Origin of the sequence: Mesorhizobium sp. B2-5-3 (assembly GCF_006441005.1) — a bacterium.
Classification (GTDB): domain Bacteria; phylum Pseudomonadota; class Alphaproteobacteria; order Rhizobiales; family Rhizobiaceae; genus Mesorhizobium.
The window spans coordinates 88,002-102,682 of record NZ_VFUS01000006.1; the positions used below are offsets into that span (position 1 = coordinate 88,002).

The following is a 14,681-nucleotide window of genomic DNA, read 5'->3' on the forward strand; positions in this document are numbered from 1 at the left end:
TGATGCGTCGGGATCAGAGCGGGTTGTTCGGCATCCAGAGATCCGGGTTTTCGCCCGCTTCCCTGGCCAGCCGCCGGGCGCGTTGAGGGTCGCTTTTGACAAGGGCTGAAATGGCCGAAACGTTGCGCTCGCCGGCGGCGTTGCGCCGGAAGGGGTTTTGCCCCCGCGGCGCCGCGTCGGCGTCGATCGTGTCTTCGCGGAACATCGCCTCGCCGATCGCCTGGAAGGCCCTGGCGATCTGCGGATCGGTCAGGGCGCCGTCGGGCAGAAGGATGCCTTTCTGCTTGTAGGCATCGACCAGGCCGAGCTTCTTCATCGCCCGGTTGGCCACCTCCAGCTTCTGGCGAAAGCCATCGCTGTCGGTAGGCCCCCAATCCCTGACAAGATCGTCATGGGTGGCTTCGACCGAGCGGGCGAGCGCTGCCTGCTGGGCCGCCGCCTGCTCGGCCATGTAGCCGACGAACCTGTCATGATAGGCCTGGGCGATCTTCGGCGTGGCGCCGGCTTCGACCGCCCAGGCCTTGGACGCCTGGGCGAGTTCGTCCGAATAGGCGAAGGTTTCCGGCAGGCCGTCGGGCCGCCGGTATTCGACCTTTTCGGGCGATGTCAGCGGACGCATCGCCTCGGGCAGCCGGGCATGGAATTTGTCCCAGTCTTCCTTAGGCGCGTCCCTGGCTGGAACGCGCAGGCTTTCGCCCTGCCGCCGCTCCAGCTCCGCATAGGATGTGAAAACCCGATCGAGGCTTTCAGGCTTGGTCCAGCCCTTGGCTTCAGCAAGCTTGCGGTTGCCTTCGGAAAGACCGTCAAACCAACTTTTGCCGGCAAGCCCGGCGGACCCGTTATCCGCGCCTGCCGGTGGCCGTTCCGGGTTGCCCGCCGGCTGCGACGAGGCAACCACGGACCCGGCATCTGCCAGATCTGTCATGTGATGTTCCTTTTGAGGGTTAGGTTGAAAGTGAGCTTGGTGGCGCCGCCAATCGTCCTTGTGTGAGGGTGAGGAGCGGTCTACGCGGCAGGAAGGGCGGCCAGACACGGCCGGGACCGCTCAGGCTGAATCATTTTGACAGGCATCGGCGCTAGCGCCTTGTTCGAAAGAGGTGTTTTCGCCTCCCGGTTCATCAACGCCCGAGAAACCATGTCTTATATCGTGAGAGCCTGTGCCGCCGTTCCGCCGCAATGCGGCCGCACGGGACGACCGATAGGGATTTCAATCCTTCAAGGGAGACGTCACATGAACCTTCATAAAGTCATTGCCGCCGTTTTGATGACCGCCGCGCTGGCGGGCTGCGCGCAGACGGAAGGCCAGCAGCGGGCCGGAACCGGTGCGCTGATCGGCGGCGCCGGCGGCGCCCTCGTCGGCCAGGCCATCGGCGGCAACACCAAGAGCACGGTCATAGGCGCGGCCAGCGGCGCCCTGCTCGGCGCCGTCGTCGGCTCGGCCACCACCCCGCAGCGCCGCGGCGACCAGCTCTGCCGCTACCAGGACCGCTACGGCCGCATCTACACCGCGCCTTGCGACGACCGCTATTACAACGGCAATTATTGATCGTTAGCCGCCTTCTCCCCGTTCACGGGGAGAAGGTCCCGGCAGGGGGTTGAGGGGCAGCGCCGAAGCTTGAAAAAGCTGGCGCTGCCGAACCAGAATTACGGTGACAGTGCACTCTTTTCCATGTGGCAGTACGGCGCTTCACTCCAATCACGTGGGTGCAATCTTTAAAAGTGCACTGTCACGGTAATTCTGCACGATGATCGGCCGAAGCGGGTCGTGGTCACCGCAAGGTCACAGACCGCCGTTGCCGGGGCGGCGGCGCGGGAGCCAAGGGGCAAATAGTGGGGCGCGGCATGCACGACGGCCGATCTCCCCCCTCGTGGGGGAGATGTCCGGCAGGACAGAGGGGGGCGCCGTAGAGCGCCGACCTCGGTCGCCGCCGAACTTTGAACATGGCCATATGTTTGTCGTCTAGGGCCCGGCTTGAGCGACCGCTCGTGATTTGATCGCCGTGCGATGAACACGGCAAGGCCGGCGGGACAGCGCCCCCCTCTGCCCTGCCGGGCATCTCCCCCACGAGGGGGGAGATCGGCGCTTCAGCGCCTCACCTCTCCTCCTCCCGTGCCGCCTTTTCCAGCGCCACGAGCTGCGCCTCGTCCAGCGTCAGGAACCCCATAATGTGCTGCACCACTTCGGCGCGCGCGTTGCTGAGCGCGCTGTGCAGCTCGAAGCCATTGGGGGTTCTGGTCCGCGCCATCCACTCGCCGTATGACGGGCGCCTGAAATAGCCGACCGTCGCCGCGAGATCGGCCAGCACCATTTCGCCGTCCTCGCCGGAGAACACGCGCAGATACGCCTTGACCAGCGCCTCGCGTGCTTTGGCGGGGCCACCGTTTTGCGACGCGTGGGCGAAGCGTTTGCGGCTCATGCGCGCTGTCCGGCCGGCATCGCGCCCTGGGCGCCGGCATCAGGTGCCGGCCCATCGGCGGTGCCGCCCTGCAGCATGCCTTGCAGGCCTTCGAGCAGGCCGCTGTCGCGCGCCTGCACGGCCGCCGGCACGGCATCCTTGGCCACCTTGCCGGCGGTGGCGATCGCCGCCATGCCGGCCTGCGCCTGGCTGGCCTTGGCCCTCGCGTCGCGCAGGCCCGCCACCTCATCCTTGCGGCGGAAGATGCGCTGCGGGCTGCGGCCGGCGCTCTGCACGATCTTGAGCGCCTCGTCGCTGTCGATATTGTCCATCACATCAGGGTCGAACTGCGCCATCTGCATGGCCGTGGTCACCAGCTGGATGGTGTCGCGCGCTTCCGCCGAGCGGCGCAAGACATCGAGCGGACCGGTGAAGGTCGGCCGCACCGCCTTGCCCGCCAGGCTCGCCGGCGGCAGGAACCGGCTGTCCTCGTCATAGAGGCCCTTGTCCTCCAATATGCCGAGCTCGCGGTCGAGATTGGTGGCAAAGCCCGCCTGGATGATCGAGCCCGACGGCCCCAGCAGCGCGCCCTTCTCCTCCTGGCGGATCAGCGCCTCGGTGGCGGTCATCTGCGGGTTCTGCACCAGGGTCTGGAACAGGTTGACGAACATCATGTCGCGGATCTCCTCCGCCCGGCTCGCCGCATAGTCGAAGGCGTAGCTCGGGTTCTGCCCGGTGGTGATCGGCGCGATCAGCGGCCTTCCATTGTCGTCGATGAGGCCAGGATAATTCTCGCCCGGATCGAGCACCGGCACATAGTCGAGCCTGGCCTTCGACGCCGTCGGCGGATCGGTGATCTGTTGCAGCGCGCGCAGGCCCGAGCGGCGGACCGCGTTTTCCTCGCGCACGGTCGTCAAGGCTTCGATGGTCGGCGAGATGCCATAGGCGTCGCCCTCGTAGCGGCGCCAGTTGAAGGCCGACACCGGGAAGGTGCGAAAACCGCTCTCGCGCACGATCTCCTCCTCGTCCTCGATGACATGGTAGGAGGCGAAGGCGGCGTCGAGATAGCGGTAGCTTCCGCCCGATCGGTACATGCGGCGCTCGTCACGCGGCTGGATGCACTGGATGAGCGCGATCTTCTCCTCGCATTTGGCGGGGTCGTCGACCAGCGTCCTGATGCGCGCCGGCAGTTTTTCATAGCCGAGCAGCTGCGCCGCCTGGCGCGCGGTGCGTTCGTAGCGGCGGTGGAAGATGTCGACCTGGCCCCAGCGGTTGCGCGAGAGATAGCCTTCCACCACCGGGATCGAGGCGTAGCGGATCAGCGTCGAACCGAACCCTTCCTCGGCATAGAGATAGGCCGGACCGTAGCGCACGACATTGCGCAGGCAGGCTTGCGTCGCCGGCACGAAATTGGAATTGGCGGAGTAGCGCAGCGAAAACAGGAAGTCGCGCAGGTTTTCCGCCCATTCCTTTTCCTCGTCGGTCTCCTCGTCGTCCATCTCGGCGGTGGTCAGCCCGTGCCATTTCTCCGACTGCGGGATGATCAGGCTTTCCAGCCCGGCGGCCAGCCGGTTGGCGGCCGAGTTGATGGTGTTGGCATAGACGCGGGCGCCGCGCCGCTCCTGCCGCTCGGCCTGGCTGTCGCCGCGGCGGGCACCGCGCCCGGACAGGATATCGGGCGCATCGGGATCGCAGAACTCCGCCACCGCCTCCCATACGGGCTCGTAGGCGGCGCGCTCGCTCTCGAGCTCGGACTGGCGGGAAAGAATATCGCGGGCACGGGAATCGCTGGTCATGGGGGCCTCGTTAAAACTGGGGGATCTCCCCCCTTGAGGGGGAGATGGCCGCAAAGCGGCCAGAGGGGGTCGGATCGACCGGGTTCGGCCTTCTGCAACAGAAGGAGGTTAGCGCTTCATGCGAGGCGACCCCCTCTGTCGCCTCCGGCGACATCTCCCCCTCAAGGGGGGAGATCGGCAGCTTCAGCCGACGATGTCATTCTTTTGCGCGGTTCTTGGTCTAGGAACGTCTCGCGGCGGGGTTTTGCAGGAGGTCGATGTGACGACGACAAGCCTTGCCGCCCTGAAGAACCAGAGCAAACGTACCGTTAAACGGCTCATCGGCTACGATTCCCGCAACTGGCTGCGCATCCGCCAGATCGAGGCCTTCACCACCTTCCTGACGGCCGCCAACCGCAAATCGCGCGACGTGATCGAGATCTCGCCCGGCTGGAATCGCTACTGGAAGGCGATGTGCCCCAACTATCGCTCGGTCGACTTCCCCGATTTCGACATCTGCAAGGATCGCACCGACGAGCAATATTCCATCGTCATCGCCGATCAGGTGCTGGAGCATGTACAGCGGCCGCAGGCGGCGGCGCGGAACATCCACGCCATGACCCGCGAGGGCGGCTGGGCGATGGTGGCGACGCCCTTCCTGTTTCGCGTCCACGCCAGGCCGCACGACTACAACAGGTGGACGCCGGCCGGCCTGAAGCAGTTGATGGTCGATGGCGGCTTCGCCGAGGACAACGTCCAGGCGTTCGGCTGGGGCAACAAGGCCTGCGCCCGCGCCCACATAGGCGGCCCGGTCCGCGCCTACGGCCTGTGGCGGGACCTCAGCAACGACGAGGAATACCCGATGATGGTCTGGGCGTTCGCGAAGAAGGGATGAGCGGTGGAAGCTGCCAATCTCCCCCCCTCGTGGGGGAGATGGCCGGCAGGCCAGAGGGGGGCGCTCTCCCGCCGACCTGTCAGCTGAATGGTCGATCCCTCAAGCCATCGCAGGTTGAAAACTGAGAGGTCGGCGTTCCTTCACGCCCCCCTCTGCCCTGCCGGGCATCTCCCCCACGAGGGGGGAGATTGGCAGCGTTCACCCGCCACGCCTTTTCACCAACCTTGCATGCCGTCTCCAATACCACCAGTCCAGCACGCGCCGGCGAACACTGCGCTTCATCGCGGTCATGGTTACACCCCCAAAAGCACGCGGCGCTGGCCGGCGAGGCTGCCGGGCGCCAAATCGGTCTTGATGGTGCTGGCCGTGCCCTGGCGTTGTTCGAGCTCAGCCCGAAGTGCTGCTTCGCGCGCCTGCACGTCCTTGTCCTGCGCCGTCGGCACTGCCGGCAGCGGCTTCAGTTCCGGTGGTTTTTGAAACAGACACATGGTTCCAGCCTTCTCTTGTCCAGTCGTAAAGGAAAAAATCTTCGCCGTTCCTGCCATATCCAGGCAGCAGGCAGCGCTGCGTGGCGCCGAGCCGCCCAAGCCAGCGCAGCGCCAGTTCATTGCCGGCCAGCGCCCGCGCCTCGACCCGCCAGGCGCCGCGGGCGGAAATCTGCGGCCCGAGCACAGTGTGAAAAAATCCGGTGATGCCGGGCACGCAACGCTTCATGCGGCGCGTGCCCCAGCTCCAGGCGATCCAAAGCCCGCTCCGCTGCTCGGCCGCACCGAAGCCCGCCTCCGGATTGCCGTCGAGCTCGGCCACATAGGCAAGTCCTTGCAGCGCGGTAAGCGCCAGCAGCGCCGGCGACCAGTGGTCGAGCTGGCAATCGATCTCGGCGCGGTCCTCGGGCCGCAAATTGGCGGCGATGTAGGAGAGGTCGCGCAGGGTGGCGGGGACGATGCGGAAGGTCATGCGGATGCCAGAGCCGCGGGAATGCGGTTCATCTTTGTGAGTGCAGCGGAGCCTGTGAAAGGCCCACGCCCTTGACCGGTCTCCTCGCCGGTGACCTACTTCGACCATCGAATGCGGGAGCAAAGACATCGGTCATCCAATTGAAGGGAGACGGGCGAATGGACATTCGATCGACGCTGACGCAGCTATGCGAGGCCTTCAACGCGCACGATCTCGATCGGATCATGGCGTTCTTTTCCGACGACTGCATTCTGGAGATGCCGAGGGGAGGCAAGCCCTGGGGTTCTCGTTTCGAGGGCAAGGCAAACGTACGGAAAGCACTGGCGACACGCTTTGAAGGCTTGCCCGATGTCCACTACGGCAACGCCGAGCATTTTGTGGATTCGACCGCCAATACCGGCATCTCGAAATGGATCCTCACAGGTACCACCCGCGAGGGGGAGAAAAAGGAGGTCAGGGGTTGCGACTTCTACACGTTTCGCGACGGCAAGGTGATCCGCAAGGATTCATATTGGAAAATCGTGGAGTAGGCCCCGCAGGGACATCGCAGCGCGGGCTATCGGGCCGGCGCCGGAGCGCCCGTTCACTTCAGCGAGAATTGCGCCGCCGCGACGCTCCGAAGTCACGGTATGGGATCGTTGCTCGAGGATGACGAAGTGAGGGCACTTCGCCCTACCGAAACGCTCCCAGCGGGTCGCTCTGCCCCACCTTCCGCTGCGCCGCCTTGAACTCCGCTGGATCCACCACCGCTTCCCTGAGCATCATCACGCCATAACGCGTCGCCGCCATCAAATCGTCGCGCAGTTTCACCACCTGGCCGTCCTTGCGATGGTAGAGCCGGAACTCCTCGAACCAGGGGACAAGCGTCGAAAACACCTTGAAGCGGCCGGATTGCATACGGTCGAGCATCTCCATCAGCCCGGCCTCGACCGAGACAGAGCCGTCGGGGAATTGCGCGTGGCGGGTCAGCATGTTGAGCCCATGCGCGGCATATTGCTTGGCGAGCGCCGTGCCCGCCCCTTCCAGCGTCTCGCGGCGGCCGTCGCGCGGCCACGCCCAGGGCAGCCATTCGCCCCAAGGCTTCAGGGTCAGCGCCTGCATGGCGGGAGTCTGCTGCGAGGCGCGCGCGGCCTTGGCGACATAGACGACGTCGGCCTCTGTATCCCAGGCGAGCTCGACCGCGGCGGAAGGGTGGTCCCAGCCGAAATCGAGCGCCCCGATGCGCGGCCAGTAGCGCGGCAGCCGGAACGGCGCGCAGGCAATCAACTCCTCCGCCACCGGAAAGATGCGGCCGGACCCCAGCACGGGAATGCCCCGGGCGCGAGCCTCGCGCTCATGCGCGGGATAGGCGGCAACGATCGCCGCGCGCTCGTCCGGCGAATAATGCTCGGCGTCGTCGATGGTCATGAAGGTGACGTGACGGGACATGGGGGATCCTGAATCACTTTCGAGATAATCGATGTAGCGTCTTGTGAAGGCTAGGTTTTTCGGACCAACGTCGCGCCGCCCCTCACCTGCCTGCCGGCATCCTCTCCCCGTATAGTGACGGGGAGAGAGGTGCTGTTGTCGACGGTTTCGCCAATCGCGAACGTTCAAGAATCGGCGCCGAGATTGCGGCCAGCTCCCTTCTCCCCGTCATTACGGGGAGAAGGTGGCGGCAGCCGGATGAGGGGCAGCGCCGACGAAGGCGAGCAAGCGCCAAGTGCGATGCCGCTCGTCCCCAATCAGTTTCTTCTCATCACCCCTTCGCCATTCCCTCCACCTCCGCCGCGCTCAAAAACAGCAGCACCACATCGCTCATGCCGAGCAGCGGCGTGAAGGTGACGATGGTGATGCCGCCGGTGGCGTTGGTGCGGGTGAGGCCCTCGGAATAGATGTCGAGCGGCGGTTCCTCGTCGAACCAGACGCCGTGCAGCGTTTCGCCCTGCCATTTCTCGCGGCCTTTCTCGAAACTCTTGAACGACAGCACGCTCTCGCCGGCCTGAACATCGCCGCCGCCGCCATGGCGCACCACGACGCTGTCGAGCGCGCCCGGCGCGCCACGGCCCATCATGGTGTCGACGATGGCATCGGCCGGGATCATGCCGGTGCCCCATTGCGCCTGCTGCTGCGGCGGGCCGACCAGCACGCGCTGCGGATTGTCGCGCGTGCCCTCGCCGGTCACGCCGGCGGCCCACAGCCGCACCGGCGCATCGAAAATCTTGCCTTGCCACCACGCGGGATAGCGGCCCGTCAGGTGCATGGCCCATTCGGCGCCGCCGGCGCGGGTCTTGCCGAGCTGGTTGCCGGCCATGAACAGCCGCTCGCGGTTGGCGGCGCCTGCCGCGTGAAACGCCGCCTGCCTGGCATAGGGCCGGTAGGCGGCAAGCTGGTTGGTACGACGCCTGCGGTCAAGCTCCGCCAGCAGCGCCAGATATTCCGTCCTCGCCGCCACCGGCGATGTCTTCGAGGAACGGTTTGACCGCGGCTTCGAGCGCGCGGATGCGGCTGCGGATCTCTTCATCGCTCAGGGCATCCAGATGGTTGACGGCGACATCGAAATCCTTGGGCAGCACCGAAAGCACGATCTTCAGATACTGGTCAGGCTTGTCGGCCCGCACTTCGGCGATGACGCCGGCGCCATGGGCGCGGAAATCGGCGCGCACGGCGGCGAGAAAGTCGTCGCCCAGCGTTTTCTTCCGGCGTTTGCGGCGGGTCTCCGGCGCGGCCTCCGGGCTTGCGCTCCGGCTGGCGGCCGGCTTGCGCCCTTTGCCGCGCGCCGGCACTGCGGCGGTTTCGTCAGCCATGGCCCGTCACCGCCTCGGCATCGCCGGCCTTGGCCTTCGACGGCACGGACTTGACCGACCGGACCCGCTTCTTCTTCGAGCGGGTGGATTTCCTCCTGACGTTCCTGGCGCCCTTCGGCCGCCGGGCAGGTTTTGCGACGCCCGGCAGATCCTTCAGGCCCGCCATGGCGAGGCCGATGGCGCCGCTATGAATTGTCGCCTGCGGGAAAGCGAAGCCGCCGGCCGCGTCCCGAACCATGCCGATCAGCACGCCGGGCGCGACCTGCTCGATCCGGCCGAGCCGCGTCTGCGGTGCCGCACCCTCGAATTCGCCAATGGCGCTGACGACCTCAAGGCCGTCATCCCCGGTGATGATGGTGGCATAGCGTGGCATGGCGGGTTCTCTGGTAAGCAGCGTGGCCGCAAGGAGAGTGCATGTGATGTCGCGTCCCTTCGCGCCCCCCTCTGTCCTGCCGGACATCTCCCCCACGAGGGGGGAGATTTCAGCTTCGGCGCCTCGCTTTTTCTCCAACGTTGGCGATTGGCGAAAGCCGGGACAACAGCCGATCTCCCCACCCGTGGGGGAGATGGCCGGCAGGCCAGAGGGGGGCGCCGTAGAGCGCCATCATTCGAGGAGAAAAGCAAAACCAAAAACAAAACCCGCCTCGGCGGCGGGTCATCGGCGCAACTCAGCACCATAGATAAAAACATAGCATAGTTGCCTTCACCCCGTCAACAGCTTTTAGGAAAAAATTCCTTATCGGCTTTAGGCATCCCCGCGCAGCGAATGCACGCCTTCACGGCATGGGCGAACAGGATCAGCCCAACTAATGAACCGGGGCTTCGTCACAATCTCGCTGTGAAGGTCGCCAAGCGCGTTGAATGAAGATCCGCTCGAATATCGCGCCAATACCCAGCACGACCGGCGCTCTTGTTTCGGCGGCGCCAGAATCAAAAACCCGCCTCAGCGGCGGGTCATCGGCGCAACTCAGCACCATAGATAAAAACATAGCATAGTTGCCTTCACCCCGTCAACAGGTTTTAGGAAAAAATTCCTCAAAACTTTCAGCACTGCCCCGCGCAGCGAACGCCGCCGTCACGGCAATGGCAGACAGGATCAGCCGAACTTACGAACCGGAGCCTCGCTGTGGAAATCGCGAAGCGCGTTGGCAGAGAATTGATCAGAAGACAGGCCTGAAGCACAGCACCCGCCAGAATCAAAAACCCGCCTCGGGGGCGGGTCATCGGCGCAACTCAGCACCATAGATAAAAACATAGCATAGTTGCCTTCACCCGTCAACAGTCTTTAAGAAAAGAATCCTATCTTGCCCGTCCCAGCGTGATCCTCCCCCGGCCTACCCGGCTTTGTCAGTTGGGTGCTGGAGCATTGACCGCGAATTGCGCGGCGAACGCCCTGGCATAGGCGGGCCGGGCTTCGCCGCGGGCCACATAGGCAGCCAGGTTTTGATATTCGTCCAGAATGCCCGACATTCTGAGCCGCAGCAGCACAGATACCATCAACAGATCGCCCGCGCTGAACGCGCCGTCGAGCCAGTCGGCGCCGCCCAGATGGGCCGAGAGCCTGTCCAGCCGGGCGCGAACGCGGTCCTTCACCAATGGCAGGCGCTCCTCGCTCCAGGGCTTGTCGGCCTCGAATATTTTTGCCGTCGTCAGTTCGAGGATCGGCAGCTCGATGGTGTTGAGCGCGGCAAACATCCAGGTGATGGCGCGGGCGCGGGCATCGCGATCCTCCGGCAGCAGCCCCGGATACCGCTCGGCAAGGTGGAAGACGATCGAGCCGGTCTCGAACAGGCAGAGCGAACCGTCCTCGTAGGTGGGGATCTGGCCGAAGGGCTGAATGGCCAGATGGTCGGGCGCCTTCATCTCGGCATGGGAAACAAGACGAACCTCGTAGGGCTGGCCCACTTCCTCGAGCGCCCAGCGAACGCGCGTGTCGCGCGCCAGTCCCTTGCCGCCGTCGGGCGACCGTTTGAATGCCGTGATGGTGATTGTCATTGCATCCGCTTCCTTGCCTGTTTCCTGGGCTTCCTGGCGATGACGAACAAGCCTGCGCTGCAGCCCGACATCGGTCTTGAACTATTTTCCTTGCCGAGCGCGGATCGCGAATGGATGTCCGCGCGTTCTGAACGCCTATGCACGCCGCCTCAAAGTGACCTCGGTTTTGGGCGACATGCGTAGGCCGATACCTGCAAGTGCGTCGCACGGGCCCTGTTCAGCGTGACGCGCCTCACCGATGGGAGCAACCGCCATGAACGTCGCCAACCTGCAACTCGAGGGCCTGCTGATGGCCGTCGCATCGATCAACCACGTCCTGGTCAGGAAGGGCGTGCTGACATCAGAGGAGATCGACATCGCCCTGCGCAAGGCCGAAGCCGGCGAAACCAGCGAGGAGCGGTCCGAGGGCATGTCGGCGTCGAGCCGCGACGCCGTCAATTTCCCGATCCGGCTGCTGGAGCTCGCCAACCAGTGCCAGCCCGAAGCTGACATGCCGTCCTTTTCGAAACTGGCGCGCATGGTCGGCCAGATGAAGGAACCCTACAACGACCAGATGTAGCTACGCCCTGCCCGGCCATCCCGGATTGAGCGAAAGCACGCGGCCCGGCCCGTGCACGGCGGCGAACAGCAGCCCGGCCAGGAAGGAAAAATGATCGACGAAGAAGCCGAATTCCGCCTGGTTGCCGGCCCAGTGGCTCGGTCCGTGGAAGGCGAAGCCGAGGAACAGCACGTAGACCGCCGCGACCAGTGCGGCCGGCGTGAAGAAGGCGCCGGTGAGGAAAGCGATCACCAGCAGCACCTCCAGTATCGCCGCGCACCAGGCCAGGAACAGCGGAAACGGAAAGCCGGCGGCGGCGATATAGCCGGCGGTGGCGCCCATGCCCATGAACTTGAACGTCACCGCCATCAGGAAGACGGCGGCGAAGATCAGGCGGGCGATGAGCAAGGCGGCGGTCTGCCACGGCGATTGGACGATTGGCGACGGCATGGTTGTTCTCCCGTTTCGTTTGCTTGTCTTACCCAATTCCGGATGGAACCTAACTTTCCTGGAATTGCTCCTAGGACGCGCCACGCACCGCGCATCCGACATATCCGCCGAAGTTTTTTCCGGATGTCGCGATCGGCGCCACATGATCGGGCCGCTGCCGCAAAAACCGGAGTCCGGTTTGCCGGCTCCTTGATGAAGTGGGCCACATCGGCCCTGATGTATCTCGCCGCCATGCGCCTGAAGCCGGCCTGAGGCAGCGGAGCCGATATTCCGGTCGGTGATCGCCAAAGCGCGCAAAAGCCGCTATGGAACCAGCGGCGTCAAATGCTGTTATGTATGACCGCAGGGTCGCGCCGCGACGGCGGCGCGCCGGGGGTGGAAAGTGAGGCTCGGCATGGCGGACGACAAATCGAAGATCAAGCAGGATCGCAAACTGGTTTCGAGCGAGGAAACCTATGAGGTTGCCGCTTTCGCCCGCAAATACGGCATCCCGCAGAGCGAGGCCCAGACCATCATCAAGCGCTACGGGCCCTCGAGGAAGAAGCTCGACAACCACATGGCCGCGCGCGGATAGCTCGGCGCGACTGGCTTTGGAAGCGTTGCCCGGGCAAGATCCCGGGCTCATTGCGGCACCGAATGGTTGGAGGCCACGGCCATGCCCGACACCGCGCGCAGAACCGGCAGTTGCCTTTGCGGCGGCGTGCAGTTCACCGTCAGCGGTCCGCCCCTGCGGGTGGGTCTCTGCCATTGCAAGGATTGCCGCAAGACCAGCGGCTCCGCCTTTGCCGCCTTCGCCATCTGGCCGCGCCAGGCCTTCGAAACATCGGGCCTCCTCGGCACCTATGCCGGCCGCGGCTTCTGCCCGACCTGCGGCAGCCGTGTCGCCTCGCTCAGCGACGACGAAGCCGAGGTGATGATCGGCAGCCTGGACGTGGCGCCGACCGATCTCATGCCGGAGTACGAATTGTGGATCGGCCGGCGCGAATCCTGGCTGCATGCCTTGCCCGATACGCGGCAGTTCGAGCACGACCGGCCCGCCGCGCAGGCTCCCGGCCCGCCGCCGCCGAGGCCGCTGTCGGACGCAGCTCCCGGCGGCTGAAAATTAGTCGAAAAGTTTAGCGGCTGCGACGGAACCCCGGAACGGCGGCCGGCGTTATTGGGCGCCTCAGTTTCAATGGAGATCGCCGTGAACGACAAGTTCTTTCCCCGTCCGGTCAGGCTGAAGGTCGAACCGGCCCGCGAGCGCGTGGTGCGCAGCGCCTGGGAAGGCCTGGAATGCCTGCGCGACTGGCCCGGCAAGCACGGCCGGCGCTACCGCGCCGCATGGCGCAGCTGCCGCGATGCCCTCGATGGCTGGACCCCGGCCGAGAAGGCGATGCGGGCCATGATCGATGCCGGGCGCGAGGCGGAATTTCTGCCCGGCAACGGCAAATCCTGAAAGCCTGCCGCCTCAAGGGGCGGTCCGGAACCCGATAGCTGCATCGCGGCAAGCCGCCGGCTACTGTTTCGGCGGCTGCGGCGGCACTTCACCCGGTTTGATCACCGGCGTCTTGCCTTCGTTGGGCGCCGGCGCGGCCATGCCCTGGTCGCCTGTCGGCGGCGGCTTCAGCACGCCGCCGCAATCGTTCAGCGTCTCGGTCAGCGTGTTGTCGGTCGGCTGCTGGTTGCCGTCGGGCTTGGCCCGGCATTTTTCGCTGGGCGCCTGCTTGTCGGGGTTCTGCTGCTCGGCCTGCGCCAGCGCCGCGGCGGGCGCGGCGAGCATCAGGCTGACGGACATGATGGCGAGAAGTCTCATCTCGGCCTCCTTTCCAGGTTGGGCCGCCCTCACCGGCCGCCCAATGGTCGATGGCGTGCCTTCGACAGGCTTGCCTCAATAACCGCCGACGATCGGCAGGATTTCGCCGGTGATGTAGCTGGAGCATTGCGGCGAGGCCAGGAACACATAGGCGGGCGCGATTTCCTCCGGCTGGGCGGGCCGCTTCATCGGCGTCTTGGCGCCGAACTGCGATACGTCCTGCGCCTCCTTCTCCGACGGATTGAGCGGCGTCCACACCGGTCCCGGCGCCACCGCGTTGACGCGGATGCCCTTGCCGACGAGGTTGCCCGACAGCGCCCGGGTGAAGGCATGGATGCCGCCCTTGGTCATGGAGTAGTCGACCAGGTCCTTCGATCCCTCGATGCCGGTGACCGAACCGGTGTTGATGATGGCCGAACCCGGCTTCATATGCGCCACCGCCTCCTGCGCCATATGGAAGTAGCCGTAGAGGTTGGTCTTTAGCGTGGTGTCGAAATGCTCCTCGGTCAGGTCGGCGAAATCGGTTGAATGGATCTGGAAGGCGGCATTGTTGACCAGCACGTCGAGCCGCCCCAGTTCCTTCACGACCCTTGCCACGGCCTTGGCGCAGAAGGCGCGATTGCCGACATCGCCGCGCAAGGCGAGGCAGCGGCGGCCCTCCGCCTCGACCGCTTGCTTGGTCGCCTCCGCGTCGCGGTCCTCGCTGAGATAGACGATGGCGATATCGGCACCTTCGCGCGCGAACAACACCGCCACCGCCCGGCCGATGCCGGAATCGCCGCCGGTGATCAATGCCGCCTTGCCCTCCAGCTTTCCCGAACCGCGCCAGAACGGCGCGTCATAGAGCGGGGCCGGCTCGATCGCCCATTCCTCGCCGGGCTTGGGATGATGCTGGGCGGGAAAAGGCGGCGCGGGATATTTTCGCGCGCCGGCCTGCATGGCGCCGTCGCCCTTGGGCTTGGCCTTGGCGCGGTCCTTGGCGTCGACCTTGCGCTGGATGCTGCGCTGCTTGCTGGTTGCTTTCGAACTGTCGCTCTGGGTGCTGGTCGGCATGGTCATCTCCTCTGTGTTTGGACCGGAGACATCCCGAACCT

The 14,681-nt window shown here is 65.3% G+C and carries 18 protein-coding genes and 1 pseudogene; 7 read left to right on the top strand and 12 right to left on the bottom strand.

Annotated elements, in window-relative coordinates:
* Window positions 1-13: 13 nt before the first annotated feature.
* Window positions 14-925 carry a hypothetical protein gene (locus FJ867_RS15540; protein ID WP_140817833.1) on the bottom strand — a complete coding sequence of 304 codons (912 nt, stop codon included), beginning with the start codon at window positions 923-925 and terminating at the stop codon, window positions 14-16.
* 306 nt (window positions 926-1,231) lie between these two features.
* On the opposite strand from FJ867_RS15540, the gene FJ867_RS15545 reads away from it, so the two are divergent.
* Window positions 1,232-1,546, top strand: coding sequence for a YMGG-like glycine zipper-containing protein (locus tag FJ867_RS15545; RefSeq protein WP_140817835.1), 315 nt, complete (start codon window positions 1,232-1,234; stop codon window positions 1,544-1,546).
* A gap of 547 nt (window positions 1,547-2,093) precedes the next feature.
* On the opposite strand, the gene FJ867_RS15555 is transcribed toward FJ867_RS15545, so the two are convergent.
* Both FJ867_RS15555 and FJ867_RS15560 read right to left on the bottom strand, forming a co-directional pair.
* Window positions 2,094-2,417 carry a hypothetical protein gene (locus FJ867_RS15555; protein ID WP_140515949.1) on the bottom strand — a complete coding sequence of 108 codons (324 nt, stop codon included), beginning with the start codon at window positions 2,415-2,417 and terminating at the stop codon, window positions 2,094-2,096.
* Window positions 2,414-4,192, bottom strand: coding sequence for a portal protein (locus FJ867_RS15560; RefSeq protein ID WP_140817838.1), 1,779 nt, complete (start codon window positions 4,190-4,192; stop codon window positions 2,414-2,416). The genes FJ867_RS15555 and FJ867_RS15560 overlap by 4 nt, the downstream gene beginning before the upstream one ends.
* A gap of 259 nt (window positions 4,193-4,451) precedes the next feature.
* Between FJ867_RS15560 and FJ867_RS15565 the strand changes: the two genes are divergently transcribed.
* Entirely contained in the window at window positions 4,452-5,066 is a 615-nt protein-coding gene (locus tag FJ867_RS15565) for a methyltransferase domain-containing protein (protein ID WP_224519113.1), read from the top strand.
* Window positions 5,067-5,453: 387 nt separating this feature from the next.
* Here FJ867_RS15565 and FJ867_RS15570 read toward each other — a convergent pair whose 3' ends face one another.
* Window positions 5,454-6,023 (bottom strand): hypothetical protein, encoded by a 570-nt coding sequence (locus tag FJ867_RS15570; RefSeq protein WP_140817840.1) that lies wholly within the window; start codon window positions 6,021-6,023, stop codon window positions 5,454-5,456.
* A 71-nt stretch (window positions 6,024-6,094) separates the two neighbouring features.
* Here FJ867_RS15570 and FJ867_RS15575 point away from each other — a divergent pair, with 71 nt between their 5' ends.
* On the top strand, window positions 6,095-6,553 hold the full coding sequence (locus tag FJ867_RS15575) for a nuclear transport factor 2 family protein (RefSeq protein WP_246675056.1): 459 nt from the start codon (window positions 6,095-6,097) through the stop codon (window positions 6,551-6,553).
* Window positions 6,554-6,695: 142 nt separating this feature from the next.
* On the opposite strand, the gene FJ867_RS15580 is transcribed toward FJ867_RS15575, so the two are convergent.
* The 5 genes and pseudogenes from FJ867_RS15580 to FJ867_RS15605 all read right to left on the bottom strand — a co-directional run bounded on the left by FJ867_RS15580 (window position 6,696) and on the right by FJ867_RS15605 (window position 10,804).
* A complete protein-coding gene (locus tag FJ867_RS15580; protein WP_140817842.1) occupies window positions 6,696-7,451 on the bottom strand; it encodes a terminase family protein in 756 nt (251 codons plus the stop codon).
* A gap of 346 nt (window positions 7,452-7,797) precedes the next feature.
* Window positions 7,798-8,457: pseudogene (locus FJ867_RS15585) on the bottom strand (terminase family protein); the annotation flags it as partial.
* Complete coding sequence (locus FJ867_RS15590) at window positions 8,414-8,809, bottom strand: hypothetical protein (protein ID WP_140817846.1); 396 nt, start codon at window positions 8,807-8,809, stop codon at window positions 8,414-8,416. The pseudogene FJ867_RS15585 and the gene FJ867_RS15590, both read right to left, overlap by 44 nt.
* On the bottom strand, window positions 8,802-9,182 hold the full coding sequence (locus FJ867_RS15595) for a hypothetical protein (protein WP_140521518.1): 381 nt from the start codon (window positions 9,180-9,182) through the stop codon (window positions 8,802-8,804). The genes FJ867_RS15590 and FJ867_RS15595 overlap by 8 nt, the downstream gene beginning before the upstream one ends.
* Window positions 9,183-10,156: 974 nt before the next feature.
* Window positions 10,157-10,804 (bottom strand): glutathione S-transferase family protein, encoded by a 648-nt coding sequence (locus FJ867_RS15605; RefSeq protein ID WP_140817849.1) that lies wholly within the window; start codon window positions 10,802-10,804, stop codon window positions 10,157-10,159.
* A gap of 253 nt (window positions 10,805-11,057) precedes the next feature.
* On the opposite strand from FJ867_RS15605, the gene FJ867_RS15610 reads away from it, so the two are divergent.
* Window positions 11,058-11,363 carry a hypothetical protein gene (locus FJ867_RS15610; RefSeq protein ID WP_140499979.1) on the top strand — a complete coding sequence of 102 codons (306 nt, stop codon included), beginning with the start codon at window positions 11,058-11,060 and terminating at the stop codon, window positions 11,361-11,363.
* On the opposite strand, the gene FJ867_RS15615 is transcribed toward FJ867_RS15610, so the two are convergent.
* The gene (locus FJ867_RS15615; protein ID WP_140817851.1) at window positions 11,364-11,792 is read right to left on the bottom strand and encodes a DoxX family protein; all 429 of its coding nucleotides are present in this window, start codon (window positions 11,790-11,792) and stop codon (window positions 11,364-11,366) included. It lies immediately after the preceding gene.
* 394 nt (window positions 11,793-12,186) lie between these two features.
* Here FJ867_RS15615 and FJ867_RS15620 point away from each other — a divergent pair, with 394 nt between their 5' ends.
* From FJ867_RS15620 to FJ867_RS15630, 3 genes are all read left to right on the top strand, one after another.
* Complete coding sequence (locus FJ867_RS15620; RefSeq protein WP_115144153.1) at window positions 12,187-12,366, top strand: DUF3606 domain-containing protein; 180 nt, start codon at window positions 12,187-12,189, stop codon at window positions 12,364-12,366.
* Window positions 12,367-12,447: 81 nt separating this feature from the next.
* The gene (locus FJ867_RS15625; RefSeq protein ID WP_140515971.1) at window positions 12,448-12,891 is read left to right on the top strand and encodes a GFA family protein; all 444 of its coding nucleotides are present in this window, start codon (window positions 12,448-12,450) and stop codon (window positions 12,889-12,891) included.
* Window positions 12,892-12,978: 87 nt separating this feature from the next.
* The gene (locus tag FJ867_RS15630) at window positions 12,979-13,230 is read left to right on the top strand and encodes a DUF982 domain-containing protein (protein WP_140817853.1); all 252 of its coding nucleotides are present in this window, start codon (window positions 12,979-12,981) and stop codon (window positions 13,228-13,230) included.
* Window positions 13,231-13,290: 60 nt separating this feature from the next.
* Here FJ867_RS15630 and FJ867_RS15635 read toward each other — a convergent pair whose 3' ends face one another.
* Both FJ867_RS15635 and FJ867_RS15640 read right to left on the bottom strand, forming a co-directional pair.
* The gene (locus tag FJ867_RS15635) at window positions 13,291-13,587 is read right to left on the bottom strand and encodes a hypothetical protein (RefSeq protein ID WP_140499986.1); all 297 of its coding nucleotides are present in this window, start codon (window positions 13,585-13,587) and stop codon (window positions 13,291-13,293) included.
* A gap of 75 nt (window positions 13,588-13,662) precedes the next feature.
* On the bottom strand, window positions 13,663-14,640 hold the full coding sequence (locus FJ867_RS15640) for an SDR family oxidoreductase (protein WP_140499988.1): 978 nt from the start codon (window positions 14,638-14,640) through the stop codon (window positions 13,663-13,665).
* Between the last annotated feature and the right edge of the window lie 41 nt (window positions 14,641-14,681).

Excerpts from the sequence above, each read along its gene's own strand:
- FJ867_RS15540 (WP_140817833.1), bottom strand. The coding sequence starts at position 925 with ATGACAGATCTGGCAGATGCCGGGTCCGTGGTTGCCTCGTCGCAGCCG.
- FJ867_RS15545 (WP_140817835.1), top strand. The coding sequence starts at position 1,232 with ATGAACCTTCATAAAGTCATTGCCGCCGTTTTGATGACCGCCGCGCTG.
- FJ867_RS15555 (WP_140515949.1), bottom strand. The coding sequence starts at position 2,417 with ATGAGCCGCAAACGCTTCGCCCACGCGTCGCAAAACGGTGGCCCCGCC.
- FJ867_RS15560 (WP_140817838.1), bottom strand. The coding sequence starts at position 4,192 with ATGACCAGCGATTCCCGTGCCCGCGATATTCTTTCCCGCCAGTCCGAG.
- FJ867_RS15570 (WP_140817840.1), bottom strand. The coding sequence starts at position 6,023 with ATGACCTTCCGCATCGTCCCCGCCACCCTGCGCGACCTCTCCTACATC.
- FJ867_RS15580 (WP_140817842.1), bottom strand. The coding sequence starts at position 7,451 with ATGTCCCGTCACGTCACCTTCATGACCATCGACGACGCCGAGCATTAT.
- FJ867_RS15590 (WP_140817846.1), bottom strand. The coding sequence starts at position 8,809 with ATGGCTGACGAAACCGCCGCAGTGCCGGCGCGCGGCAAAGGGCGCAAG.
- FJ867_RS15595 (WP_140521518.1), bottom strand. The coding sequence starts at position 9,182 with ATGCCACGCTATGCCACCATCATCACCGGGGATGACGGCCTTGAGGTC.
- FJ867_RS15605 (WP_140817849.1), bottom strand. The coding sequence starts at position 10,804 with ATGACAATCACCATCACGGCATTCAAACGGTCGCCCGACGGCGGCAAG.
- FJ867_RS15610 (WP_140499979.1), top strand. The coding sequence starts at position 11,058 with ATGAACGTCGCCAACCTGCAACTCGAGGGCCTGCTGATGGCCGTCGCA.
- FJ867_RS15615 (WP_140817851.1), bottom strand. The coding sequence starts at position 11,792 with ATGCCGTCGCCAATCGTCCAATCGCCGTGGCAGACCGCCGCCTTGCTC.
- FJ867_RS15620 (WP_115144153.1), top strand. The coding sequence starts at position 12,187 with ATGGCGGACGACAAATCGAAGATCAAGCAGGATCGCAAACTGGTTTCG.
- FJ867_RS15625 (WP_140515971.1), top strand. The coding sequence starts at position 12,448 with ATGCCCGACACCGCGCGCAGAACCGGCAGTTGCCTTTGCGGCGGCGTG.
- FJ867_RS15635 (WP_140499986.1), bottom strand. The coding sequence starts at position 13,587 with ATGAGACTTCTCGCCATCATGTCCGTCAGCCTGATGCTCGCCGCGCCC.
- FJ867_RS15640 (WP_140499988.1), bottom strand. The coding sequence starts at position 14,640 with ATGCCGACCAGCACCCAGAGCGACAGTTCGAAAGCAACCAGCAAGCAG.